Here is a 3,021-nt window from a genome sequence, read left to right on the forward strand (position 1 = left end):
TCAATGAACGCAAACTCTCCCCAGAACAAGAGCTCGTCGAAGATATCCTGTCCATCCTCCACTGTTTCTCTGCTAGGCTTTACGGACTCCGAAAATATCAAAAGCAAGTCACGCAAGCGGTACAAGAGAAAACCTCGGAACCAGACAGTGAAGTTGACACCAAACAGTGTATTGAAGATCAGGGTGTTTCCATCTAAAGAGCTTCACAGGGTCTGGAAAACTTGGCTTAACGCATACAGGTGGATCTACAACTGGTCAATAGATGCTATCAAAAATGGCTATAAAGGCAGTGCTTACGATTTACAGAAACTGGCCAGAAATTTTGATAGGCCAGAATGGGTGAAAACCTTACCAGGACATCAATTACAAGAAGCTGTTGCTGATGGGATCGATGCTGTCAAACAAGCCTTGGCCAATGGCGGTTTTGCCAAGTTCAAATCCTGTCGGCAAACAAGTCAAGTGATCAAATTCAAAGTTGGAGATTTCAAAAAAGGTTCCTGGTATCCCACCAAGGTAAAAGGCTTATCCTTACGTTGCCCTCAAGGTTGGCCTGATCAGTGCATTTATGGTACTCAGTTAGTTTGGATCAAAGGTAAGTGGTACGGTATTTTTCCTGAATATATTGAACCTACTCCTACTAATAAGGATCAAGTAATAGCCTTGGATCCGGGCATTAGGACATTTCTTACTGGTTTTGATGGCAAAAACTATATCGAGATCGGGTCTGGGGATATTGGCAGGATTCAAAGACTTTGTCAGCAACTAGATCGGTTGATGAGTCGTATTGACTTAAGCTCTGCAAAGCGTCAGAGACGAGCAATGAGGAAAGCTGCCCATCGATTGCGTCAAAAAATCCAAGATTTAATTAAAGACTGCCACAATAAATCAGCTTCTTTTCTTGTCAAGAACTACAAGCTGATTTTTATCCCCACATTTGAGACCTCTGAGATGGTAGTAAAATCAGCCAGAAAGTTAAATAAGAAGACAGCTCGTAATCTGCTCAATTGGAGCCACTATAAGTTTCGTCAGCATTTGATTCAAATGGCTGATCGCCATGGTGTGAAGGTGGTCTTAGTTAATGAATCTTACACGAGTAAAACCTGCCCAAAATGTGGGCACATTCACGATAAATTAGGCGGTAACAAAAAATTTCAATGCCCAGAATGTGGTTTCTTTTTACCACGGGATTGGAATGGCGCGCGGAACATAATGATCCGCGCTTTGTCGGCAACAACCATCAGGTTTTCACCTGGTGCTATACAGGTCATTCCTGCTGATGAGCAGGTTTAGAGAGGTTAAATGTTGCACAAGCAAGTTAACTAAACTCTATATCTAGAGTCTTTGGGTAAGCCCTGAGTTGGTCTTGCGCTGCTGACGTTGGCTATTAGAATCCTCCACCCTTCACAATTCGTTTTTATCTGGGTTCAAACTGAAAGGAATCATGAAAGTTATGAAGAAGCATAAAATCCAATTTCCACCTACAAATGTTCGAGAGCTTGGCCAAGATGAGGTCTATTTTTACCTTGTTAATGGAGAATCCAGGGAGAAAATCCGTCTACATGACTATGAGCGGATATTCGAAGTTCCTGAATTATACGAGCAGGTTGTATATGAGCGTCTGAAGTGCCAGTCTCCATCAATTGTAGTGGATATCCTGCAGTCTGCCGTCTCTCAAGGGGACCAGAGCCTCAACGAGCTTCGGGTAATTGATCTTGGGGCAGGAAACGGGATAGTTGGTGAAAAGCTGAAACAACACGGAGTATCACGGCTGATCGGAGTTGATATTATTCCCGAAGCCCAGGCTGCTACTGAGCGAGATCGGCCTGGAATCTACGATGAATTCTATGTGATGGATTTCTGCAATCTCAGTGATAAAGATCGTGATGAACTCAATTCTTGGTCACCTAACTGCCTGGTTTCAGTAGCAGCACTTGGGTTCGGTGACATACCAGCAAAGGCTTTCTTGGAAGCCTTCAATGTAATTAGCGAAAATGCCTGGGTTGCCTTTAATATCAAAGAAACCTTCCTTGATTCAAGTGATGATTCTGGATTTTCACAGCTGATTCGGAAACTGATCTTCTCGGAATTTTTGGATCTTTATCATCTGAAAAGGTATCGGCATCGGTTCTCCCTCGAAGGTGAAAAGCTCTATTACTTTGCCCTAGGGGGCAAAAAAAATTCTGATGTTCCGCTCTCCTTAATAGACTCACTTGAATAGACTCACTTGGGTTGTCATCCTGACAGGGCAAAGCTATCTAAAATTCGGCTAACCGGGAAGCTAATATGCAGACAAACCGGTTATTGCCCAATAACGGGGATTACAACCAAATTAGTAAGCATATGCGCTACGCGCACGCTGCGCGAACAGCACTCAGCACTCAGCTTATTTTATTCAAAACCACCGATTGCGCTACGCGCACGCTGCGCCAACAGTAGCGTGCCCATAGCGCATAAGTACCTCAATGAGTGTGCCCATTCGCTTCGTGTGGCCATAGACCTTGGCCTTTGGCTGATAGCTGATATCTGATAGCTGAATGCTTACCCAAAATAATCCTCCACAATCTTTACTATACGCTCCGCCGCACGACCATCCCCAAAGGGATTAATGGCATTTGCCATCCCCTGATAAGCTACTGAATCACTCAACAACAAACTTGCCGCCCCCACCATCTGCTCTGGGTTAGTCCCTACCAACTTCCCAGTCCCAGCTGCGATCGCTTCCGGTCGTTCCGTGGTCTTACGCAACACCAGCACTGGCTTACCCAAACTCGGTGCTTCCTCCTGCAATCCGCCAGAATCAGTCATCACTAAATAACACCGTTGCATCGCTGCTACCAATTCCACATAATCCAGCGGTTCTGTTAAAAATACCCGCTCATGGTCACCTAACATTGCCCTTAGGGGTTCCCTGACCGTAGGATTACGATGGAGAGGTAACAATAATGCTGTATCTGGGAACTTATCTAAAATCTGGAGGAACCCCTGGGCTATATCTTCCAGTGGTTTCCCCCAGTTTTCCCA

4 protein-coding genes and 1 pseudogene are annotated in these 3,021 nt (G+C 44.8%); 4 read left to right on the forward strand and 1 reads right to left on the reverse strand.

The window, feature by feature from the left end:
- The 4 genes and pseudogenes from F6K20_RS31720 to F6K20_RS31735 all read left to right on the forward strand — a co-directional run.
- Positions 1-197: pseudogene (locus tag F6K20_RS31720) on the forward strand (IS607 family transposase); the annotation flags it as partial.
- Positions 184-1,290, forward strand: coding sequence for an RNA-guided endonuclease InsQ/TnpB family protein (locus F6K20_RS31725; protein ID WP_008191451.1), 1,107 nt, complete (start codon positions 184-186; stop codon positions 1,288-1,290). The pseudogene F6K20_RS31720 and the gene F6K20_RS31725, both read left to right, overlap by 14 nt.
- A gap of 151 nt (positions 1,291-1,441) precedes the next feature.
- Positions 1,442-2,218 (forward strand): class I SAM-dependent DNA methyltransferase, encoded by a 777-nt coding sequence (locus F6K20_RS31730; RefSeq protein WP_008191449.1) that lies wholly within the window; start codon positions 1,442-1,444, stop codon positions 2,216-2,218.
- A gap of 65 nt (positions 2,219-2,283) precedes the next feature.
- Positions 2,284-2,436 (forward strand): hypothetical protein, encoded by a 153-nt coding sequence (locus F6K20_RS31735; protein ID WP_287248674.1) that lies wholly within the window; start codon positions 2,284-2,286, stop codon positions 2,434-2,436.
- Positions 2,437-2,538: 102 nt separating this feature from the next.
- Here F6K20_RS31735 and wecB read toward each other — a convergent pair.
- The coding region (wecB, locus tag F6K20_RS31740) for a non-hydrolyzing UDP-N-acetylglucosamine 2-epimerase (protein ID WP_287297400.1) at positions 2,539-3,021 on the reverse strand (483 nt) is incomplete at its 5' end.

This window comes from Moorena sp. SIO2C4 (assembly GCF_010672485.1).
Taxonomy (GTDB): Bacteria; Cyanobacteriota; Cyanobacteriia; order Cyanobacteriales; family Coleofasciculaceae; genus Moorena; species Moorena producens.

Excerpts from the sequence above, each read along its gene's own strand:
- F6K20_RS31730 (WP_008191449.1), top strand. The coding sequence starts at position 1,442 with ATGAAAGTTATGAAGAAGCATAAAATCCAATTTCCACCTACAAATGTT.
- F6K20_RS31735 (WP_287248674.1), top strand. The coding sequence starts at position 2,284 with ATGCAGACAAACCGGTTATTGCCCAATAACGGGGATTACAACCAAATT.